Genomic DNA, 18728 nt, shown 5'->3' with positions numbered 1-18728 from the left:
GGCGAACGCTCAGGACAGCGTGCGCGCGGGCAGCGCCGCCGACAGGTCGTTCAGACTGAGACCGCAGCACCGCGCCCGCTCGGCCAGCGTTTCGCTCTGCGCCAGCGCGCGGCTGCTTTCGTCCAGCAGCACGTCCAGCTGCTCTTGCGGCGTGGCGGCCATCGCCCACGCGCGCTCGGCGAAGCGGATGGCGAACTGGTCCACACAGGTTTTGCAGATGGCCGCGCCGTTCTGTTCGAGCAGCGGCGCGCCCTGCGCGAGCGTCGATTGGCAAAACAGACAGGCGAGGGCGTGGTTCATGCGTCGGGCGGCCGGTGCGAATTGTTCGAAGGCGGCCGCGCGGATGGCGGCGCCTGTCATTGAACAACGGCCGCGCACGCCCAGTCTTAAATCGCGATCCGGCCCCTTAATCGACGTTGAAGCCGCCCGGGCCCGCCTGCCCGAGCAGTTCGCGGGCGCATTGGACCGCTTCGCCCGGCGTCGCGACCGCCAGGAACGGCAGGCCGAAGGCGCGGGCCATCTTTTCGCCGCGCTTGCGCAGCTTGTCCAGCGCGTCGGTATCGCGCTCGACGGCGATGAATGCCCGGCAGCGTGCCCGCAGTCGCGGCATGTTGGCAGTCTGCCATTCGATCATCGCCTTGTGGTCCTCGTGCGCGGCCTCGTGGCGGGTATCGGGCACCACCATGACGAAGCTGCGCGGGTTGTCCACCAGCAGCTCCATCTCGCGAATCCATGAGGCCGAATAGCCCAGCGGCGCGCCGCCATGGCGGGCGGTCACGATGGGAAATTGCGACAGGTCGTGGAAGAAAAACTGATCGTGGTTCATTCGAAGGCTCCGTGGGGCAGGGCGGGATCGTCCTTGGCGCAGCCGCAGCTGCCGTATAGCACCAGGCTGTAGGAATCCAGCTCGAACCCGCTGCGCCGCGCGATCTTCCTGACCAGTTGGGCCATGGCGGGATCGCTGGACTCCCGGATCTGCCCGCAACGCGTGCAGACCAGGTGGTCGTGATGGCCCTTGTCGCTCAGTTCGAACACATTGGTGTGCGTATCGAGCTGGGTGCGTTTGAGCAGTCCGGCGTGCTCAAGTTGCGTGATCACCCGGTAAACCGTGGCCAGGCCGATATTGCTGTGATCCGAGATGAGGCGGCGGTAGATATCCGCGGCGCTCATGTGCTGGTCTGCGTGGCGGTAGAAGATGTCCAGGATCTTCATCTGCGGGAAAGTGGCTTTGATGCCGGCGTCGCGCAGCCGTGTGTGGTCCATGTCGATTCTCCATCAGGGGGGCTGATACCCGGTTGATGAGAATGATGTACATTTTCAAATGGACCCGCTAACGGGAACCCGTCAACCTGTACCTCAAACCTGCCAACCATGCTTCAAGCGGCTGCCGCTTCCTCTATGCCCGACGTCCTGCTGACGCCGTTCAGCCTGCGCAGGCGGCGGGAGTCCAAGGGCATTTCCGTGCCTGCGCACACCCACGCCGAGGGCATGCTGGTGCTGGTCCACGAAGGGCTGGTGATGGTGCAGTCCGGCGAGCGCGTGCTGACGGTGCTGCCCGGCAGCCTGGGGTGGATTCCGCCCGGCGTGCAGCACGGGGCGCGCTGGTTTGGCGAGGCGCGCGGGTCATTCCTGCACGTGCATCCGGACATCTGCGGGCGCCTGCCGGCGAACTGCCGGGCGTGGCCGTCTTCCCGGCTGATCGAGGCGCTGGTCGAACGTTTTACGGAAGGCATGTGGCAGGATGCGACGCCGTCTTACCACGCGCAGTTGTTCGACGTGCTGCTGGAGGAACTGCGGCAGCGCACATCCGATGCCACCGCGCCGCTGCCGATGCCGGCCGATCCGCGCCTGCAGGATCTGGCCAACACGCTGCTGGACACGCCGGACGATACGGCGGGCATTGAGGAATGGGCGCAGCGGCTGAATATGTCGTCGCGCACGTTGATGCGCCGTTTTCGTCAGGAGACCGGCGTCACGCTGGGGCAGTGGCGCCAGCAGGCCCGGCTGCTGCGGGCGCTGGAAATGCTGTTCAGGGGCGGATCGGTCACCCAGGCCGCGTTGTCGGTCGGGTATGAAAGCACCAGCGCGTTCATTGGAAGCTTCCGCACGGCGTTCGGCATGACGCCGACGCGGTATCTGGCGGATCGCGGTTAGGGGTTGAACGCGGTCAGGCGTGCCACGCAGTCAGGGAGCAGCGCAGTCAGGGGGCCACGCAGTCGGGGGCAGCGCAGTCGGGGGCAGCGCAGTCAGGCGGCGGCAGGCTGGTCCGGATGCAACGGGCCTTCCGGGTCGTTTTCCGCGTCCGGCCGGGGCGGTACCGGCGTCAAGCCGAGCGACAGCCGCAGGCGCTGGCAATCCGGATTGGGCGAGCCGTCCGGCATCCAGATGTCGAACTCGCGGCACGGCGTGGGCCGGCTCTCGTAGATGTCGCAGTGGATGCCGGGCTTGCCCAGCTCGCCGCGCAGTGAAATGCAGCGTCCGCCGCCCATTTCCGTGCCCTTCATGCAGGCGCGCAGCGGGCTCATCTGGGTGACCAGGTCCAGCGGCACGTGGCCGCCGTTTTCGCCGGCCAGTTCCCCCACGTAAAACGACACGCGAAAGTGCGCGCAGCAGGCACCGCAGTCCAGGCAGGGATTGGCGGACGGGTCGTCGCCGGCCAGTACCGCGGGCGAGACAAACGAGACGAGCGAGGTCAGTGGCAGGGACATGGGCGTAGGTCCGAAGGCCGGAAATATTATCTGGATTTGCGTTGCGGCCGCTACGACTTTTTTCAGGGACATTGCAGGAGTAGCATCGGTACCCTGTCAGTCCCGAGGAGCGCTTTCTTGTCCGCAAAAACCGATTTTCCAGATGGCCTGGCCCGTTGCGGCTGGGTGGACACGTCGGCCGAATACATGGCCTATCACGACACCGAATGGGGCCGCCCCGAAGGCGACGATCGCGCGCTGTTCGAACAACTCTGCCTGGAAGGTTTCCAGTCCGGCCTCAGCTGGCGCACCATCCTGAACAAGCGCGAGGCCTTCCGCCGCGGTTTCGCCAACTTCGATCCTGCCAGGCTCGCAACCTTTGGCGAACCGGAAGTCCAGGCGCTGCTGGCGGATGCGGGCATCGTGCGCCATCGCGGCAAGATCGAAGCCATGATCAACAACGCGGCCCGGGCACTGGAAATGATCGACCGCGAAGGATCGTTGGCCGCGTATTTCTGGCGCTTCGAAGCGCCGCCCGCCAAGGGGTCCACCTACGGCGCCTCAACGTCGGAACAGTCCGAAGCCCTGTCCAAGGCGCTCAAGAAGCTGGGCTGGAAATTCGTGGGGCCCACCACGGTCTACGCCTTCATGCAGTCCGTGGGCATGGTCAATGACCACAGCCCGGGCTGCCATTGCCACGCGATCATCGAGAAAAAGCGCAAGGCGTTTGTGCGGCCGTTTGTGCGTCCGCCCGTGCGTCCGCCCGAGCGGCCAGCCGGCTGACGCCTTGTACTGAACGGCCCGCGTCAGGCGGCGCGGCCGTTCTCCTGCCCGGTCTGTACCGGCGCCTGCCCCGGCAGGCTGTAACGCCCCTCGCGGTAAGCCCAGCTTGGCCACAACGCGTGCGCCAGCGCCTCGGTCGCCAGTTCGGGGTTCAGCGGCGCGGGGGCGTAGTCCTCGGGCGCGGTGTAGCGGTATTGCACCGCCGTCTTGTTGGGCGCCAGCACCAGCAGATCGTCGCCCTTCAGATAGCCGTAGGTGCTGTCGTACTGCATGATCGCGCGTCCCGGCGTGCTGCGCGTAAGGTCGTGCCCGATCATCGGATGCTCGGTATCCACGCCGATCAGCGACAGCAGCGTCGGCGGCAGGTCGATCTGGCTGACCAGGCGGTCGTCGCGCCGCGCCTCGATGCCGGCGCCCAGGATCACGGCCGGGATATGAAAGTGGCGCACCGGCACCAGGCTGGCGCCGAACACCCGCGAATCGTGGTCCGCCGCCACCAGGAAGACGGTGTTCTCCCAGTACGGCGACGCCTTGGCCTTCTCGAAGAACCGGCCCAGCGCCCAGTCGGCATAGCGCACCGTGTTCTCGACCGTGGCGGGGTTGCCTTCGGTCTCGATGCGGCCCGCCGGATACTCCCACGGCGTGTGGTTGGACACGCTGAACGCCAGGGTGAAGGTAGGCAGGTCGCCGTCCTCGCGCAGCAGGCGGTCCAGCTGGTTGAACATGTCCTCGTCCGAGGCCCCCCAGGTGCCGACGAATGCCGGGTCGACAAAATCGGCCCGGTCGACAATCTGCTTGAAACCGTTGCCCAGGAAGAAGCCCTTCATGTTGTCGAAGTGCGACTCGCCGCCATAGATGAAGCGCGAGTGATAACCGTGGCGTCCCAGCAGATCCGCCAGCGAGAAGAACCCGCGCTGCGAGCGCGGCAGCTTCAGCACCGCCTGCGCGGGGGTGGGAAGAAAGCCGGTGGTCACGGCCTCCAGGCCGCGCACCGAACGGGTGCCGGTGGCGTAGGCGCGCGTGAAGGACCAGGCGTCGCGCGCCAGCGCATCCAGTTCCGGCGTCAGGTTGGCGCCGCCCAGCGCTGCGCTGTACTGCGCGCCCAGGCTTTCTTCAAGAATGATGACCAGGTTGAGCGGGCGGTGCGTCTTGCGGGTGGCCGGCTGGCGGTGCAGGCTGGGGTAATCGGGGTTCGGCGGCGGATACGGCAGTCCGGACTGCGCCAGCACCAGGGCGTGCATCTTGTCGTCGTCCATGCCGCCATACACGGCGGAGGCCGACTTTTCGTTCTTCATGCTGTAGACCGCGTAGAACACGTTGTACAGCGAGTTCAACGCCAGGGTATTGAGCATCCCGTCGGAGCTATAGGCCACCGAAGACGGGTTGATCGGACGGTGGCTCAGCGTGCCGCGGATGGCCAGGATCACCACGGCCAGGATCGCCACGCTGGCAAGCGGCATCTGCCACCACGTCAGAGGCGCGTCGGGACGCGCGTGGCCCAGCAAGGTCCAGGCGGCCCAGCCGATGAGCGCCAGCGCGCCCAGCCCGCCCAGCAGCGCGCCCTTGTAACCGCGCCACAGCATTCCGGAAACCTCGCGCGGATGCTTCAGGTATTCGACAAACAGGCGGTTGGGGCGGGAGTCGTATTCGATGATGAAGGGCGGCGTCGCCACTTCCAGGAACGCCAGCAGCACGAACGCCACCAGATACCAGCCGGCGGCCAGGTTTGCCGCCAAGGGAATGTGACCGAAAAGCGGCGACAGGACGGCCGGCAGCGCCGCCAGCACCGCAATCTGATGCGCGTCGATGCGCAGTCCCCGCAGCAGCAAGGGCGCGAGACCGCCGGCATTGCGCACGCGCTGCCATTGCCACAGCGCAAGCGCCAGACGGCTGAGCGTCAGCAGCGCGAACGCCGCCAACACGAAAATCAAGGTTGAATGCCGCATCGGGCCTCCAGGTTGTCCTGCTTCACCACCCGGCGCGGGCGGATTCGGTCATTTGGCATTGGAACCGCGCCGGGGTCAAAAATTCTGTGAGGGCGTCCGATAAGGCAGTTCTTCGGTCGCCCTAGTGGTCTCTGTTTGTAACGGCGGCGCCGGCGCCCGGGCACAGCACTTGCTGCGCAACGCCGCGGACGTTCGTGCCGTTGACATGACTGCCCGGCGCGACCGTCCGGAAAAATCCGCACACATTATGGCGTCGTTCCGTCCGACCGCCGCAACAGGCCGCGATACCCTGGGGTAGCAAGTCCGGCCAGCGGTGTGCGGCCGGCAGCCAAGCCAAGGATAGTAACCATGACGCGCACAAGAAAAATAGCGATCGGGATTGTAGGGGGCATTGCCCTGCTGGTGGCGGTATTGATCATCGTGATCGCCACTTTCGACTGGAACCGCGCCAAGCCCATGATCAACGAACGGGCCACCGCCGCCATGGGGCGCCCCTTTGCAATCAACGGCGACCTGAGCGTGCGATGGCAGCGCGAGCCCGGCGAAAGCGGCTTGCGGTCCTGGGTGCCCTGGCCGCGCGTGGTCGCCAACGACATCACGATCGCCAACACGGAGTGGGGCAAGGCGCCGCATTTCGCCACGCTCAAGCGCGCGGAATTCAGCCTGTCGCCCTTGCCGCTGCTGGCTCAGCACGTCGTCATTCGGCATATTCAATTGACGGAGCCGGCCGCCGACCTGGAACGGCTGGCCGACGGCCGCGCCAATTGGGTCTTCACCCTGCCGGAATCGGGCGAGCCCTCGCCCTGGGTGCTGGACATCAACGAGATCGGATTCGACAAGGGCCGCGTCGGCTATGCCGACGAAATGCTCAAGGCCGACCTGACGGTGCTGGTCGATCCGCTGGGCAAGCCCGTGCCGTTTGCCGACGTGACGGGTAAGTCGTTTGTGCCCGAGGACGGCACGGCCCCGGCGCCGCGCGATTACGTGTTCGGCTGGAAGGTCGACGGCAAGTACAAGGGGCTGACCACCAAGGGCGAAGGCAAGGTCGGCGGCATGCTGGCCATGAAGGACCCCAAGCAGCCGTTCCCCTTGCAGGCCGACGTGTCCATCGGCGGCACGCGCGCATCGGTCGCGGGCACGCTGACCGATCCTGTGAATCTGGGCGCGCTGGACCTGCACCTGAAACTGTCCGGCTCGTCCATGGCGCAGCTCTATCCGTTGACCGGCGTGACGCTGCCCGACACGCCGCCCTACAGCACCGACGGCCATCTGGTGGCCAAGCTGCAGAATCCCGGGGGCGCGGTCTTCGACTACAAGAACTTCAACGGCAAGGTCGGCGACAGCGACCTGCACGGCGATATCACGTTCGCGCTGGGCGCGCCCAGGCCCAAGCTGACCGGCAAGCTGTCGTCCAAGCTTCTGCAAATGGCCGACCTGGGTCCGCTGATCGGCGTGCAGTCGGGCGGCGGGCCGAAGTCGGCCGTGGATAAATCCAAGGACGCGCCCGCTAAGCCGAAGGGCGGCAAGGTTCTGCCCACGCAAGAGTTCCGTACGGACCGCTGGCGCGACATGGACGCGGATGTCTCGCTGGACGCCGCCCGGATCGTCCATGACAGCAAGCTGCCGCTGTCCAAGCTGTCGGTGCATGTCATCCTGCAGGACGGCAAACTCACGCTGGATCCGCTGCGCTTCGGCATGGCGGGCGGCACCATGAACGCCACTGCGCGCCTTGACGGCTCGCGCGCGCCGCTCACCGGCCGTATCGATATGCAAGCGCGCCGCCTGCAGCTCAAGCAACTCTTTCCGTCGGCGGAAGCCATGCAGAAGACGCTGGGCGAGCTGAACGGCGACCTCGCGATCAGCGGCACCGGCAACTCCGTGGCGGCATTGCTGGGCTCGGCGAATGGCGACGTCAAGATGCTGGTCAACGACGGCGTGATCAGCCGCAGCCTCATGGAGCTTGCCGGTCTGAACGTCGCCAATTACGTGGTCTCCAAGCTGTTCGGCGACGACGAAGTGAAGATCAACTGCGGCGCGGCGGACCTGGAATTGAAGAACGGCGTGATGACGCCGCGCATCTTCGTTTTCGACACGGACAACGCGCTGATCACCATCACCGGCTCGGCCAACTTCAAGGACGAGACCATGGACCTGGACATCGATCCCGACAGCAAGGGGTTCCGCATCTTCTCGCTGCGCTCGCCGTTGTATGTGCGCGGGACGTTCGGATCGCCCGATGTAGGCGTGCATGTTGCCCCGCTGGCGGCGCGCGGCGCGGGCATGGTGGCGCTCGGCGTGCTGCTGACGCCGGCGGCCGGGCTGCTGGCGCTGATCGCGCCCAGCGCCAATGACGAGAATGCGTGCGGCCCGCTGCTGGAGCAGATGCGCAAGCCGCCCAAGGCGCCGGCGCCGGCCAAGAAGTAAGCGGGCGCGTGCCGGCGAATGCGCCAGTTCCGCCCAGGTGACAGGAATATGCGGGCCGGCGTGACCGCAGATGTCCCCGTCCCGCCACGGCGCGTGAAGGTCAGCCCCCGGGCATCAGTCGAAAGCCATCCGGCGCGGCTTCGTCGGCCGCGCACACCACATTGCGGCCATGGTTCTTGGCGTAGTAGAGCGCCTGGTCGGCGCGCTCGAATACCGCCTCCAGCGTCGCGCCCTGTTCCGGATAATGCGCCACGCCGGCCGAGATGGTGAGGGGGGCGGGTAGCGGCGTCGCCGCCGGCGTCGCAAGCCGCGCGCGCAGCCGCTGCGCAATCGCGATGGCCGCCGACATGCTGGCGCCCGGCAGCAGCATCACGAATTCTTCGCCGCCCGGCCGCGTCAGCACATCACCGCTGCGCGATCCCTCGCGCATCACGCCGGCCAGCGCCTGCAAGGCCTGATCGCCCGCCGCGTGACCATAACGATCATTGATGCGCTTGAAGTGATCGATGTCGATCGCCACGATGGCGACCGGCGTGCCTTCGGCGCCCAGCAGCGCCAGCGCCTCATCCATGCCACGGCGGTTCAGCAAGCCGGTCAGCGTGTCGGTCGTGTTTTCGCGGCGCAGGTCGCTGAGCTTGTGATGAAACGACGCCAGTCCCATCAGCAGCGCGCGCCGCAGTTGCGCGGCCTCGAAATACCACGAGCGCACGGCACGGATACGGTCCGCGGAATCGGGGTCCTGCATGCGCTTGGCAATGCTGGCCATCTGCCCCAATGGGCGTGCGATCCAGCGCGACAACAGCCAGATCAGCGCTACCGATAGCAGCAGCAAGGGCAGGGTGTTGCGGGCGGTCGCCATCAACAGGTCCGAAAGCGGGGCAAGCGTGCTGTCCACCGGCCGCTGCGCGATGATGCTCCAGCCGGTGCTGGGCACGGGCGCAAACCCGGCCAGCATGTCGCGGCCTTCGTTGTCGATGAAGCGCCGCTCGCCGGTCTCGCCAGGCCGCGCCGAGGCAAAGGCTTCGTTGTCGGGGGCCGGCTTGCCAAGCTGCGCGCTGTTGGGGTGATAGATCAGCGTGCCCTTGCGGTCGATGACGTAGAGAAAGGAATCGTCGCGGTAGAAATGCTGGTCCAGCAGACGATCCAGCACGTTGTCCTCGTGCAGGTAAAGCGAGCCGGCGATGAAGCCGAGATAGCGAAAATCGCGGGAAAAAATCGGCTGGGTGTAAAGGATCTGCCAGCGGCCGTTGCTGGCCTGAAACGGCTCGCTGATCGTCGGCTGCCGGGCGGCAAGCGCCTGCTTGACCGCGTCGCTGACCAACTGATGTCCCAGCAATTGCGGATACGACGGCGACACCGCCAGCACCTTGCCTTGAGGTGATGAGACAAAGCTGGAATTGAAAAGCCCCAGCTGCTGCTCCTGCCGGCGCGTTTCCTCGGCCATGCTTTCGGGACGGCTTTCCATGCCGGCCAGCTCGTCGGCGCTGTAGGCGAGATAACGGCGAATGTCGTTCAGCAGCGCATCGGTGGTCAGCGCCAGCTTGGACGCATAGATGCGGTTCGTGTCCATGGCATTGCGCAGCAGCAGATCGCGCTGCACCAGATAGCTGGCATGCAGGCCGCCCGCAAGCACCACGACGACCGACAGCAGGCTGATCCACAGGATGAGACGCCGCAGGTCGACGCGGAACATGACGGCATCCGTCAGTTGCGGGCGCGGCCCGGTGGCACGCCGGACGGCGGCGGGGCGTCGCAGATCAGGGCGTCCCACGCGCGCATCGCCTGCCGGGCCACCGCCTGCAAGGTCTTGCGGCTGGCGCCGTCGCGCGCCTGGATGGACATGCCATGCAGCACCGTCGTGTAGAACGCGGCCAGCCCCTTCAAGTCCGCGCCGGCGGGCAATTCGCCTTGCGCGGCGCCTGCGTTCAGACGAGCGAGGATGCGGCTTTGCATCTCGCGCCGGTTGTCTCCCAGGAAGTTCCCCACGCCAGGCTGGTTGTCGCAACCGGCGGGTGCGCCCAGCACGATCATGCAGCCAGGCGGCAAGCCCGGGGCGGTGAAACGTTCGGCCGATGCCAGCAGCATGGCCTGCACCGCGTCGCGCGCCGTCGGCGCCGCCAGCAGCGCGCGACGCGCCGAGCCGCCCTCGGTCTCGCGGTAGAGCTCGACGGCTTCGCGGAAAAGACCTTCCTTGGACCCAAAGGCGCCGTAGAGGCTGGGCGAGTTGATACCCATCGCTTCCGTCAGATCGGTCAGCGATGCCCCTTCATATCCCTTCGACCAAAAAACTTCCATGGCCTTTTGCAAGGCCTGGGCACGATCGAAGTTCCGCGGGCGCCCACGTTCAGCCATGCCCGCGATTTTACTCGCGTCGCGTATTTTGTGTTGATCGATAAAAAATTGTTGACCGTGCCGCAAGCGCGCGGCGATGATATTTGTACCGATCACTACAAAACGAGGTTTCCCATGCAGAACTTGAACGGAAAAGTGGCGTTCGTCACGGGCGGCAGCCGAGGCATCGGCGCCGCCATTGTTCGACGCCTCGCCGCCGACGGCGCGAATGTGGCCTTCACCTATGTCAGCGCATCGTCCGCCGAGCCCGCCCGGGCGCTGGCGCAGGAGCTGACGGCGCAGGGCCGTCGCGCGATAGCCATCCAGGCCGATTCCGCGGACGCCGCCGCGGTCAAGCGCGCCGTCGAAGATGCGATCCGTGAACTTGGTCCTGTCGACGTGCTGGTCAACAACGCCGGCATTTTTCTGGCCGGGCATGTCGCGGACACCAGCCTGGACGACTACGAGCGGACGATGGACATCAATGTGCGCGCGCCTTTCGTCGTCATCCAGACGGCGCAGGGCTCGATGCCGGATGGCGGCCGCATCATCAACATCGGCAGTTGCCTGGCCCCACGCGCGGGCCGCGCGGGTGTTGCGCTGTATGCCGCCAGCAAGTCCGCGTTGGTCGGACTGACGCAAGGCCTGGCGCGCGATCTGGGGCCGCGCGGTATCACGGTGAACGTCGTACACCCGGGCCCCATCGACACTGATATGAACCCGGCCGACGGAGACCGCGCGGCTGATCTGATTGCCGTATTGTCTTTGCCGCACTACGGGGAAGCGCGTGACATTGCGGGGATGGTCGCATTCTTGGCAGGACCGGAAGGGCGCTATGTCACGGGCGCGAGCTTGGCCGTCGATGGCGGGTACGCGGCCTAAAAGTGGATGTCTTCAAAACTTTTTCGCCACCCGACTTGCACAAACAAAAAAAGCCCCATATAATCTTTCTTCTTCGCAGCACACACATAACGAAACGCTACAGCGCTTAGCGCAGCAGCAGATCAAAGTGAGTGACTTGCAGGGCTGTTAGCTCAGTTGGTAGAGCAGCGGACTCTTAATCCGTAGGTCGAGTGTTCGAGCCACTCACAGCCCACCAGAATTCTTTGGCGGTACTTCTAGCAGTAACTGCAGCAGTAACCCCAGCAGTACCCCAGCGCTAAGCCCACCGGAAACGGTGGGCTTTTTGCTTTGTGGGAATTTTGGCCGCAATGCTAACGTACTCCGGTTTCATCTCCTCAGCTTGCGAGCCGCATCTCGCAAGCCGGCAGGGGGATTGCAGGAAGGAAGACGCATGTACGACATCATCGGCGACATCCACGGCGAAGACCTGAAGCTTGAGGGGCTGCTGCGTTGTCTCGGCTATGTGCCGGCGGGCAAAGGCTACAAAGCCCCCCAAGGCCGGCAGGCAATATTCCTGGGCGATCTGGTGGATCGCGGCGCCGGGCAGCGACGTGTCCTGGAAATCGTCCGCGCCATGATGGATGACGGCCAGGCGCTGTGCGTCATGGGCAACCACGAATTCAATGCCATCGGCTATGCCGTCGAAGACCCTCACCATCCCGGCGAGTTCCTGCGGCCCAATCGCGGCGACTCGGCGACGTGCCGGAAGAACCGCAAGCAGCACGGCGCCTTCATCGATCAGATAGGTGAAGGCAGCCCCGAGCATGCCGCCTGGGTTGCCTGGTTTCGCCAATTGCCGCCCTGCATGGACTTGGGCGGCATTCGCGTTGCGCATGCGTGCTGGGACGACCGTGCCGTCAAAGCGTTGACCGAGGCGGGTTGGGGGGCTGGCAAGTCATTGGATGACGCCATGCTGGTGGCCACGCATCAAAAGGGCTCGGATCTGGAGCAAGCCAGGAAGCTGCTCACGTCGGGAATGGAATTGGCATTGCCTGACGGCCGCTACATCGAGGACAAGGAAGGGCACCGCCATCACCACGTGCGCCTTGCCAATTGGCGCGATTGGGCCGGTGCCCTGCATGAGGTCGCTTTGGTGCCGGCCGGCCAGGAAGAGCAGATCCGCGGCTTGGCATTGCCCGAGGGCTTCAACCGGACGCCCATCACCGGCGCGCCCGTGTTCATCGGCCACCATTGGTTCAAGGGAAAGCCCAAGATCGAGAGCGGGAAGCTCGCCTGCCTGGACTGGTCGGCCGCAGCCGGCGGTCCGCTGGTGGCGTACCGCTGGGATGGCGAGGACACGCTGTCCAATGAAAATCTGGTCTGGGAAAGGGAATAACGCCGCGACGGCTTTCAAGCCATGATCCGCAGCGCCGTCTCGATCCCGAACGTCTGCGCAAACTGCTGCGCCGCCATCGGCTTTCCGAACAGATACCCCTGACCTTCTTCGCAATGCTCGGCCTGCAGCCGTTCGCGTTGCGCATCCGTTTCGATGCCTTCGGCGATGGTGTTCAGGTCAAAGCTGCGCGCCACATCCAGAATGGCCCGGACCACCGTGGCGTCCTGGTTCGATTCCAGTATCCCGCTCACGAACGATCGATCGATCTTGATGCGCGTGATCGGATGGGTCTTCAAAAGGCTCAGCGAGGCATACCCCGTGCCGAAGTCGTCGAATGAAATGCCCACGCCTTGGGCGCGCAGGCGCTGCAGCGTTTCCAAGACCGTGTCGTCGCTGTTCAGCACGATGTTCTCGGTGATCTCCAGTTCCAGCGCCTCGGCCGGCAGGCCGTGCCGTGCGAGTGTTTGCGCAACTTCGGCCGCCAGGTCGCCCTCGCGGAATTGCACGCCAAAAAGGTTCACGGCGATGCGAAAGTCGTGCAGGCCGCTGCGTCGCCAGAAGGCGGCCTGACTGCACGCTTCATTCAGCACCCATGACCCGACCGTGCCCGCCAAGGGCCCGCCTTCCAGCGACGGCAGGAAGACGCCCGGCGCCAGCAGACCCAGTTGGGGATGGCGCCACCGCAGCAGCGCCTCGGCGCCCGTCAGTGCGCCCGTCGCCAGATTGATCTGCGGCTGATAGAAGAGCTGGAATTCGCCTTTGGCGACCGCGCGGTGCAGCTCCATGCCGTAGAGGCGCCGCGCCACGGCCTCCAGGCGCAGGTTGGGAGCGAAGACAGAGATGCGGCCGCGGCCGACCGCCTTGGCTTTGACCAAGGCGAGATCGGCGTTGCCCACCAGTTCCAGCGCTTCGTGCGCATGCAGCGGGGCCAGAGCCACGCCGCAGCTCGCCGTCAGGCGCAGCTCTTGCCCCTGGACCGAAATGGGCTCGGCAAAGCGCGCCAGCGCCTGTTGCGCCAGTTCCATTGCCTGTTTCAGCTCGCCGACTTCGTGCTGCAGGATGGCGAATTCGTCGCTGCCCAGGCGGGCCACCGTGTCGCACGGACCCGCGATGCCGTCCAGGCGTGCCGCGAGTTCCCGCAGGATCGCGTCGCCGACGGCATGGCCCATCGTGTCGTTGATGTCCTTGAAGCCGTCCAGGTCCAGCATCAGGATGGCGGCGGCACACGGATGCACCAGCACTTCCTCCACGCGCCGGTAGAACACCCCGCGGTTCGCAAGGCCCGTCAGGGGATCGAAACTGGTGAGTTTGCGCGCGTCGTCGTCATGGCGCGTGTGAGGGTGGGCCGCCCCGGGCCGTGGGGTGGGGCTGCGCTTCGTCCTCTGTGCGCCCGCAGGCAGTTCGGCCCGCGCGCGGGCGCGTTCGGCGCTGACTTCGACACGCCGCAACTCCAGCCGGTCGGCCGCCATGCGGGCCAGTTCGCGCAGCCGTTCCTTGTCGTCCTCGCTGAAATCGGCGTGCGGTTCCGTGTCGATGACGCACAGCGCGCCCAGCGGATGGCCGTCCGGTGAATTCAGGGAAACGCCGGCATAGAACCGGATGCCGGCAGGGCCCGCGACGAGCGGATTGTCGTGGAAGCGTTCGTCCAGGCGCGCATCGGGCACGACCATGACGTCGTCCTGCAAGACCGCATGGGCGCAGAAAGAGACGTCACGGCGCATGTCGGTGTCGCCGACGCCGATGCTGGCCGCGAAAAACACATGCTCGCTGCCGACCATGTTGATGGCCGACACCGGCATGTTGAACATGCGCGATGCAATGCGCACGACCGGGTCCAGGCTGGGCAGCGGACGCTGCGGATCCAGTCCGTATTCCGACAGGGCGCGCAGCCTCTCGGTTTCGGTCGGCAAAGGTGGGGGGCATTTCATCTACAGCCTCCTTTCTGTTTCTCCTTGTGCTGCGCCGTCTGGTTCCCCCGGCGTTGCGCGGGCAAGCCGCGGAACTGTCCACCACCTTGCTGCGCCGCCATTGCGGGTAACGCAGCGGATGGTGTCGCCCATCCAAGCGGTCTGTTATGCCTTACAGCGAAACCGGCGCCACATTGCCGGAAGCGCCGGTGGAAGAACCAGTTTTCGAAGTGTGACTTGCCTGAAAAGTTTCGGAAGATGAATCTGTAACTGATTGTTCCGATGTATGAATTTATCGCACGAACCTTCGTTTTTCCAGTGCGGGATGTGTTTTCAGATGCGCACATGGCCGGCCGGATGCGGCCTGTCCGTGTTTGCGAATAGCCACTCCCGTTACACCAGCTACGCGTCAAAAGCATGTCCGGACGCGAAAAATCGACCATTTTCTTGCGCGGAAGGTTTTCAGCTCGCATTCATCGTTGCGTCATGCGCGGCAAACAGAATGCGGGCCTCGAATAGCCTCCACGGGAAAAAGGAACATGAAGCACTGGAATCGGAAGGCGCTGGCCTGCGCAATGATGAGCGCAATGGCGCTGCTTGCCGGCTGCGGCGGCGACAACGACAACGACAACAGCAGCGATCCCGAAACGCCGCCCGTTACCGAACCTCCCGTGCAGGCGCGTCCGCTTGAGCTGACGATCCTCCACATCAATGACCATCACTCCACGCTGGACGGCAAGGACCGGACGCTGACCCTGAAGAACGCGGCGGGCGCTGATACCGAGGTGACCGTGTCCGCCGCTGGCATGCCACGCGTGAAGGCCGCCATCGACCAACTGGCCGCGAATTCGCCGAACGTGCTGAAGCTGCACGCGGGCGACGCGCAGACCGGCACGCTGTACTTCAACCGCGCCGGCGAGCCGGGCGAGGCCGATGCCGCGCTGATGAACACGGTCTGCTTTGACGCCATGGCCGTGGGCAACCACGAGTTCGACAAGGGCGACGATGGCCTGAAGCGCTTTGTCGACTTCCTGCACGCCGGCGCCTGCCAGACGCCGGTCCTGAGCGCGAACGTCAACTTCGGCGCGAGCTCGCCGCTCAAGGGCACCGACCTGATCAAGCCCGCCATCGTGGTGGAACGCGATGCCCAGAAGATCGGCATCGTCGGCCTGACGATCGCCAGCAAGACCAAGGAATCGTCCAGCCCCAACGCGGACACGACGTTCACCGACGAAACCGTGGCCGCGCAGGCGCAGATCGACGCCCTGCGCGCCAATGGCGTCAACAAAGTGATCCTGCTGAGCCACATCGGCTACGGCTACGACAAGGAAGTCATTGCCAAGCTGAGCGGCGTGGACGTGGTGGTGGGCGGCGATTCGCACACGTTGCTGGGTCCGGACGCGATGAAGACGATGGCCGTGGGCACGCCGGGCGGCGCCTATCCGACCCGTCTGGCCGACAAGGACGGCAAGCCCGTCTGCCTGGTGCAGGCGTGGGAGTACTCGCAAGTCGTAGGCGAACTGAAGGTCAGCTTCGACGCCAACGGCGACGTGACGAACTGCGCCGGCACGCCGCACGTGCTGATCGACACCGACTACCGCGTCAAGTCGGGCAGCGCCCTGGTTGCGGCCTCCGATGCTGATCGCGCCGCCTTCAAGGCCGGGGTCGCAGCCAGCGGCTTCCTGCGCGAACAGACGCCAGACGCCGCCGCATTGTCGGTGCTGCAACCTTTCAAGGCCAAGATCGACAGCTTCAGCAAGACCAACGTCGCGCAGGTGCCGCTGGAACTGTGCTTCCGCCGCATTCCGGGTCCCACGCCCGCCAGCAATGCAGCCAGCCCCGCTTGCGAGAGCGAAGGCAACGTCGCCCTGCGCGGCGGCGACATCCAGCAGTTGGTGGCGCAAGCCTATCTGGACGTGGCCAATGCCGAGTACGGCGGCGCCGACATGACCCTGCAAAGCGGTGGCGGTGTGCGCCGCGCGCTGAACGGCACCGTGACGGCGGCCGACGTGATCGCCGTCGTGCCGTTCGGCAACATGCTGTGGCGCCTGGATCTGACCGCCAACGAGGTCAAGTCCATGATCGAGGATGGCCTGGACGCGACGTACAAGCCAGGTGGCAAGGACGGTCCTTACCCCTACGCGGCCGGCCTGCGTTGGGATGTGACCGCGTCCAACGCCAAGGGCAGCCGCGCCAGCAACTTCCAGTACCTGGACCAGGCCACCAGCACGTGGCTGCCGCTGGACAACGCGCGCACCTATCGCCTGTTCGTGCTGAGCTTCAATGCCACCGGCGGCGACGGCTACACGACGCTGGCCAACGTGCCGGCCGAGCGCCGCTCGGACATCGGTGTGCTGGACGCGGATGTGTTCCAGGCCTACATCGACATGCAGGTGAAGGATTCGGGCACCGGCCTGCCTGTCTTGAACCGCATCGACAACGACCGGTACAGCACGCACAACTGGCAGCAGTAATCGTCAATCCGGCAGGCCGGAACGCCGGTCCTGCCGTGCCGTTGGCGGGTCCCCGATGCGGGGGCCCGCCTTGGCGCGTCCTGAATACGCGCTCGGCCTCGCGCCAGGCGCGTGGCCCGTCGCTCAACCGTATTCCAACTGATAGAAATGCTGGCTGGCGATCAGCGTGGCGCCACACGACGTGCGCATGCCTTCCAGCGCGGTGAGGCGGTCCGAGCCGACGTTCTGCACGCCTTCGACGATGGTGTGGGTGTCGCCGCATTTGGGGCAGGTGACGCGATCGCCGACGCGGGCCATCGGCTGCCCGAAGATGACGACGGTTTCGTCGCCGGTCACGACGACGCCGCCGTGCGACGTTTTATCGCCCTTGCGGATGACGGAGCGTTGGGACATGGTGCGCGCCAAGTATGTGTTTACAGATACGTGCCGTCCGGCGCCAGCCGTGCCGGGCCCACCACGAAAGTGCCGTCCGGCGCCATGCGCACGGGACCGCCGCCGCCTTTGTAGCTGCCGTCGGGGGCGCGTTGCGGCGTGCCGGCCACGTAGGTGCCGTCCGGGGCGCGGGTGATCGGACCTTCTCCACCGACGATGGTGCCGTCGGGCGCGCGGCGCGGCGTGCCGGCGATGAAGTGCCCGTCGGGCAACATGCGGATCGATTTCGTCGTCATGAGTGCTCCTTGTTCGGAGCGCAAATCATAGCGAAGCATCGTGACGCGCTTTGTAATAGGACGTGTCATCTTTGAACGTCCTGCGTAAACGGTTGTGGGATGATTTGCGCCTACTTACATATGCTCCGCGCCCATGACCGACATCAACGCCCTGTTGCTTCCGATCCCCGGCGACGCGCCTTGCGGCGTCGACCTGGTGTTTTCGCCCGAGTTCGACGCGATCCGCGAGGCGCGCCGGCATGACGATCCCCAACTCGACCAAGGCGATTGGGTCATCGACCTGAAAGAGGCCGACTGGCCCGAGGTGGCGCGCATCTGCTCGACGGTGCTGCGCGAGCGCAGCAAGGACATCCGCATCGCGTCGTGGCTGGCGGAAGCCTGGGCCAAGACGCGCGGGTTCGCGGGGCTGCGTGACGGCTATCTGCTCATCGACGGGCTGTGCCGCGATTATTGGGAAGGGCTGCATCCCGTGCCGGAAGACGGCGACGTGCAGCAGCGCGTGGGCAATCTGGCGTGGCTGCTATCGCGCTCGCAGCAGCTGATCGGTGAGATTCCGCTGACCCAGGCCGATGGCGCGCGCTACGGCGCGGTGCTGTGGGAGGCGGCGAGCCAACTCGCCAACGCCGTCAAGCGTACGCCGGACAACGCCAATGAATTGACGCGCGGCAAGCTGACGCTGGACCGCTTCGACGCCGCGCGGCGCGATACGCCGCCGTCGTTCTATTCCGAGCTGGACACGCAGCTCGAAGGTTGCTCGCAGGCGCTGGCGCAACTGGAGCGCACGCTGGACGAGCGGCTGGGCGACGAAAGCCCGGCGTTCTCCCGTGTGCGCGAGTCGCTGCGCAATGTCACGGAACTGGTGCACCGCTTTGCGCGCGACGCGGGCCTGCTGGTCCGTGCCGACCTGGCGGCCGCGCCGCCGCCCGCGGCGTCCACACCCGCCGTTCCCGTTCGAGTGGAGCCCACCTTGCCCCCCGCCGATCACTTTCCCGCAGTCGATACGCCCGCGCATGGCGCGCCGCCGGCCGCCGTGCGCGGTCCGATCCAGAGCCGCGAACAGGCGCTGGCGCAACTGCGCGAGGTGGCCGATTTCTTTCGCCGCACCGAGCCGCACAGCCCGGTCGCCTACCTGGCCGACAAGGCCGCAAGCTGGGGCGAGATGTCGTTGCACCTGTGGCTGCGCACGGTCGTCAAGAACGACGAGACCCTCTCGGGCCTGGAAGAACTGCTTGGCATCAAGAAGGCCGGCGAGGGCAGCTGAGGCGGCCC

General features: G+C 65.8%; 17 protein-coding genes and 1 tRNA gene. 8 read left to right on the top strand and 10 right to left on the bottom strand.

The window, feature by feature from the left end; translation table 11 throughout:
• Positions 1–9: 9 nt before the first annotated feature.
• From B2W22_RS23955 to B2W22_RS23945, 3 genes are all read right to left on the bottom strand, one after another.
• The gene (locus B2W22_RS23955; protein WP_175125571.1) at positions 10–300 is read right to left on the bottom strand and encodes a ClpX C4-type zinc finger protein; all 291 of its coding nucleotides are present in this window, start codon (positions 298–300) and stop codon (positions 10–12) included.
• Between the two features lie 106 nt (positions 301–406).
• Entirely contained in the window at positions 407–826 is a 420-nt protein-coding gene (locus B2W22_RS23950) for a hypothetical protein (protein ID WP_286939784.1), read from the bottom strand.
• Positions 823–1263: a Fur family transcriptional regulator gene (locus B2W22_RS23945; RefSeq protein ID WP_286939783.1), complete on the bottom strand. Its 441-nt coding sequence runs from the start codon at positions 1261–1263 to the stop codon at positions 823–825. The genes B2W22_RS23950 and B2W22_RS23945 overlap by 4 nt, the downstream gene beginning before the upstream one ends.
• A gap of 108 nt (positions 1264–1371) precedes the next feature.
• Between B2W22_RS23945 and B2W22_RS23940 the strand changes: the two genes are divergently transcribed.
• On the top strand, positions 1372–2154 hold the full coding sequence (locus B2W22_RS23940) for a helix-turn-helix domain-containing protein (RefSeq protein WP_175125564.1): 783 nt from the start codon (positions 1372–1374) through the stop codon (positions 2152–2154).
• A 92-nt stretch (positions 2155–2246) separates the two neighbouring features.
• Here B2W22_RS23940 and B2W22_RS23935 read toward each other — a convergent pair whose 3' ends face one another.
• Positions 2247–2708 (bottom strand): YkgJ family cysteine cluster protein, encoded by a 462-nt coding sequence (locus tag B2W22_RS23935; protein WP_175125562.1) that lies wholly within the window; start codon positions 2706–2708, stop codon positions 2247–2249.
• Between the two features lie 117 nt (positions 2709–2825).
• On the opposite strand from B2W22_RS23935, the gene B2W22_RS23930 reads away from it, so the two are divergent.
• A complete protein-coding gene (locus B2W22_RS23930) occupies positions 2826–3470 on the top strand; it encodes a DNA-3-methyladenine glycosylase I (protein WP_286939782.1) in 645 nt (214 codons plus the stop codon).
• Between the two features lie 23 nt (positions 3471–3493).
• Here B2W22_RS23930 and B2W22_RS23925 read toward each other — a convergent pair whose 3' ends face one another.
• Positions 3494–5416: an LTA synthase family protein gene (locus B2W22_RS23925; protein WP_286939781.1), complete on the bottom strand. Its 1923-nt coding sequence runs from the start codon at positions 5414–5416 to the stop codon at positions 3494–3496.
• Positions 5417–5764: 348 nt separating this feature from the next.
• Here B2W22_RS23925 and B2W22_RS23920 point away from each other — a divergent pair, with 348 nt between their 5' ends.
• Entirely contained in the window at positions 5765–7840 is a 2076-nt protein-coding gene (locus B2W22_RS23920; RefSeq protein WP_286939779.1) for an AsmA family protein, read from the top strand.
• Positions 7841–7940: 100 nt separating this feature from the next.
• On the opposite strand, the gene B2W22_RS23915 is transcribed toward B2W22_RS23920, so the two are convergent.
• A complete protein-coding gene (locus B2W22_RS23915) occupies positions 7941–9533 on the bottom strand; it encodes a sensor domain-containing diguanylate cyclase (RefSeq protein ID WP_286939777.1) in 1593 nt (530 codons plus the stop codon).
• Between the two features lie 11 nt (positions 9534–9544).
• Entirely contained in the window at positions 9545–10192 is a 648-nt protein-coding gene (locus B2W22_RS23910; RefSeq protein WP_175125552.1) for a TetR/AcrR family transcriptional regulator, read from the bottom strand.
• Positions 10193–10306: 114 nt separating this feature from the next.
• Here B2W22_RS23910 and B2W22_RS23905 point away from each other — a divergent pair, with 114 nt between their 5' ends.
• From B2W22_RS23905 to B2W22_RS23895, 3 genes are all read left to right on the top strand, one after another.
• On the top strand, positions 10307–11053 hold the full coding sequence (locus tag B2W22_RS23905) for a 3-oxoacyl-ACP reductase family protein (RefSeq protein ID WP_175125676.1): 747 nt from the start codon (positions 10307–10309) through the stop codon (positions 11051–11053).
• A 141-nt stretch (positions 11054–11194) separates the two neighbouring features.
• A tRNA-Lys gene (locus B2W22_RS23900) sits at positions 11195–11270 on the top strand.
• A 195-nt stretch (positions 11271–11465) separates the two neighbouring features.
• Complete coding sequence (locus B2W22_RS23895) at positions 11466–12410, top strand: metallophosphoesterase (RefSeq protein WP_286939776.1); 945 nt, start codon at positions 11466–11468, stop codon at positions 12408–12410.
• 14 nt (positions 12411–12424) lie between these two features.
• On the opposite strand, the gene B2W22_RS23890 is transcribed toward B2W22_RS23895, so the two are convergent.
• Positions 12425–14338 carry a putative bifunctional diguanylate cyclase/phosphodiesterase gene (locus B2W22_RS23890; protein ID WP_286939774.1) on the bottom strand — a complete coding sequence of 638 codons (1914 nt, stop codon included), beginning with the start codon at positions 14336–14338 and terminating at the stop codon, positions 12425–12427.
• A 518-nt stretch (positions 14339–14856) separates the two neighbouring features.
• Between B2W22_RS23890 and B2W22_RS23885 the strand changes: the two genes are divergently transcribed.
• Positions 14857–16791, top strand: a complete 1935-nt coding sequence (locus tag B2W22_RS23885; protein WP_286939772.1) for a bifunctional metallophosphatase/5'-nucleotidase — start codon at positions 14857–14859, stop codon at positions 16789–16791.
• Between the two features lie 123 nt (positions 16792–16914).
• On the opposite strand, the gene B2W22_RS23880 is transcribed toward B2W22_RS23885, so the two are convergent.
• Positions 16915–17184: a PAAR domain-containing protein gene (locus B2W22_RS23880; RefSeq protein WP_105237403.1), complete on the bottom strand. Its 270-nt coding sequence runs from the start codon at positions 17182–17184 to the stop codon at positions 16915–16917.
• Positions 17185–17204: 20 nt separating this feature from the next.
• Positions 17205–17459 (bottom strand): hypothetical protein, encoded by a 255-nt coding sequence (locus B2W22_RS23875; protein ID WP_239215195.1) that lies wholly within the window; start codon positions 17457–17459, stop codon positions 17205–17207.
• 133 nt (positions 17460–17592) lie between these two features.
• On the opposite strand from B2W22_RS23875, the gene tssA reads away from it, so the two are divergent.
• Positions 17593–18720, top strand: a complete 1128-nt coding sequence (tssA, locus tag B2W22_RS23870) for a type VI secretion system protein TssA (protein ID WP_286939770.1) — start codon at positions 17593–17595, stop codon at positions 18718–18720.
• Positions 18721–18728 lie beyond the last annotated feature (8 nt).

The organism is Achromobacter sp. UBA4530, assembly GCF_002388205.1.
Lineage (GTDB): Bacteria > Pseudomonadota > Gammaproteobacteria > Burkholderiales > Burkholderiaceae_B > Achromobacter > Achromobacter animicus.
This window is presented reverse-complemented; position numbering and strand designations above follow the sequence as displayed.

Bases quoted from the DNA above. Each gene is read 5' to 3' on its own strand.
- B2W22_RS23895 (WP_286939776.1), top strand. From the start codon at position 11,466: ATGTACGACATCATCGGCGACATCCACGGCGAAGACCTGAAGCTTGAG.
- B2W22_RS23910 (WP_175125552.1), bottom strand. From the start codon at position 10,192: ATGGCTGAACGTGGGCGCCCGCGGAACTTCGATCGTGCCCAGGCCTTG.
- B2W22_RS23880 (WP_105237403.1), bottom strand. From the start codon at position 17,184: ATGTCCCAACGCTCCGTCATCCGCAAGGGCGATAAAACGTCGCACGGC.
- B2W22_RS23935 (WP_175125562.1), bottom strand. From the start codon at position 2,708: ATGTCCCTGCCACTGACCTCGCTCGTCTCGTTTGTCTCGCCCGCGGTA.
- B2W22_RS23905 (WP_175125676.1), top strand. From the start codon at position 10,307: ATGCAGAACTTGAACGGAAAAGTGGCGTTCGTCACGGGCGGCAGCCGA.
- B2W22_RS23875 (WP_239215195.1), bottom strand. From the start codon at position 17,459: ATGACGACGAAATCGATCCGCATGTTGCCCGACGGGCACTTCATCGCC.
- B2W22_RS23915 (WP_286939777.1), bottom strand. From the start codon at position 9,533: ATGTTCCGCGTCGACCTGCGGCGTCTCATCCTGTGGATCAGCCTGCTG.
- B2W22_RS23920 (WP_286939779.1), top strand. From the start codon at position 5,765: ATGACGCGCACAAGAAAAATAGCGATCGGGATTGTAGGGGGCATTGCC.
- B2W22_RS23945 (WP_286939783.1), bottom strand. From the start codon at position 1,263: ATGGACCACACACGGCTGCGCGACGCCGGCATCAAAGCCACTTTCCCG.
- B2W22_RS23955 (WP_175125571.1), bottom strand. From the start codon at position 300: ATGAACCACGCCCTCGCCTGTCTGTTTTGCCAATCGACGCTCGCGCAG.
- B2W22_RS23925 (WP_286939781.1), bottom strand. From the start codon at position 5,416: ATGCGGCATTCAACCTTGATTTTCGTGTTGGCGGCGTTCGCGCTGCTG.
- B2W22_RS23940 (WP_175125564.1), top strand. From the start codon at position 1,372: ATGCTTCAAGCGGCTGCCGCTTCCTCTATGCCCGACGTCCTGCTGACG.
- B2W22_RS23890 (WP_286939774.1), bottom strand. From the start codon at position 14,338: ATGAAATGCCCCCCACCTTTGCCGACCGAAACCGAGAGGCTGCGCGCC.
- tssA (WP_286939770.1), top strand. From the start codon at position 17,593: ATGACCGACATCAACGCCCTGTTGCTTCCGATCCCCGGCGACGCGCCT.
- B2W22_RS23885 (WP_286939772.1), top strand. From the start codon at position 14,857: ATGAAGCACTGGAATCGGAAGGCGCTGGCCTGCGCAATGATGAGCGCA.
- B2W22_RS23950 (WP_286939784.1), bottom strand. From the start codon at position 826: ATGAACCACGATCAGTTTTTCTTCCACGACCTGTCGCAATTTCCCATC.